At 45.6% G+C, this 1,709-nt stretch carries 1 pseudogene; it reads right to left on the bottom strand.

Going from position 1 to position 1,709, the window contains the following annotated elements:
• Positions 1-1,709, bottom strand: a pseudogene (locus ACFILN_RS08395) (filamentous hemagglutinin); the annotation flags it as partial.

A 1,709-nucleotide genomic window follows, 5' to 3' on the forward strand; every position in this document is an offset into this window, starting at 1 on the left:
GGTGGTGATCCCCACCCCGGAGGCGGTGATATTTTGTTTAGCAATCACCGTTGCATTACCACCAGCAGAAAGCGCCTCGGTATTTAAAACGGTCTCCACGCCGTCAACCGTTGTGCGCCCTGCATCTAAACGAATATTCTTCTCCGCAAGGAGAACAGCATCCCCACCAGCAGCAAAATGCCCTCCTTGACTGAGGATATCCCCGCCATGCACATGCAATTGGTTATTTGCCGCAATCCGCCCTGAATTGGTTATTGTGGAATTGCTTGTATTTTGGCTGGTGATATTGACATCATCGCCCATGATCAAAGCCCCAGCAGAAACAAAGGAGGCTCTGTCTTTTTCAGGGATGTAAAGCACCGGTGCGTAAACATCCATGCCCTTGACCTGTTGGCGCACATAAATCACCATTGGGGCTTCTAGGGACGCCAATTGTTCTTCACTCAAAGCCTCACCAAAGGGGAGATTGTGGGCTTTTGCATAGTCTGCCCCACCATCTAGCAAGGTTTTGACTTGTTCAATGGCATCACTTCCAGGAATAAAGGAACCTTTGCCCAAACCTTGACCAACCAGATCACGCATTTGTTTTTCAATCAGCTGCTTTTCAAAATATGCATCGCCTAAGAAAAAAATCTCTCTGTCAGGATTGTAACCAATTCTGTTCAAATAATAGGCTGAGCCATAAAACTTGCCAACATCAAGGAATTCTGCTCTAGTTTCATAAATGAAATTTTGATTGGGCAGCGTGCCCCCAACACCCCCCGATTGGGGTTTTGGTAAAGGAAGCCCCTCAGCAAGTTCCCCCGCATTATTGAGATCGACTGTTGGTGTAAAGAGAGCGCCAGCCCCAGTTAAACCACTTAAGGACTCCAGTGGATTGCCTTCAACTGCTTGTGCTTTAAAATGCGCATCCCCTGTAATCGAACCTTCCGCTGCCGTGTTATTGAGTTGATCGACCACCAAATTCAACGTGCCACCCGCTTGGACAAGACCAGGAGCTGCATCAAGAGCTTCTGAACCAGTATGGCGATCCTTGCCATCGGCTATATCTAAAGAAACATCGCGGCTTCCATCAGCTTTATAGCCATAACAACTGTCTGTATAAGCCTGACAACCAAGATAAGTGTTTTTATAAGCTGTTGCCCCCAAATTGGTGAGCACATTGGCGTGGATATCGGCATTTCCCCCTGCTCTCATAGAGCTATAATGGTTGTCAATGGTATCAGCGTTAATGATGAGATTGCCACTAGATTGTATCATCCCCGAAACAGTTGGTTTATGCGAAAATGCTTGTGTGACAGTCTTTTCTGTCATATGTGACCAGTGTTCGTTTGGGGATAAGAACCCCCACCTATCACCATTCCATTTATATGTCTGCATATGATCTCTACCATGCGCCCGTCCTTTTACCCAAGTAAAAGCCTTGTAGACTGTTCCATCTTTCAATGTTGCTTTGCCGTATGATCCTTCCTTATTATCAAAAAGTACTTCGTCCAAACTAAATAATGTATGCTCGATGTTAATACCGAGAAATGAGTCCGGCTCTTCAATGTGCCCTTTTCCCCAAAGATCTTGCTGTGTATTGTGATATAACAACCCATCTCCGCTACCATGAAAATCCTCTGGTTTTTGGAAAGAAATATCGCTATATTCCGTTTTTTCCGTGATGACAGGCGTGCTATCGGCTTCGTTTTTTAGGGTGTTGGTTT

Source organism: Bartonella sp. CL434QHHD (genome assembly GCF_042195145.1).
GTDB lineage: Bacteria > Pseudomonadota > Alphaproteobacteria > Rhizobiales > Rhizobiaceae > Bartonella.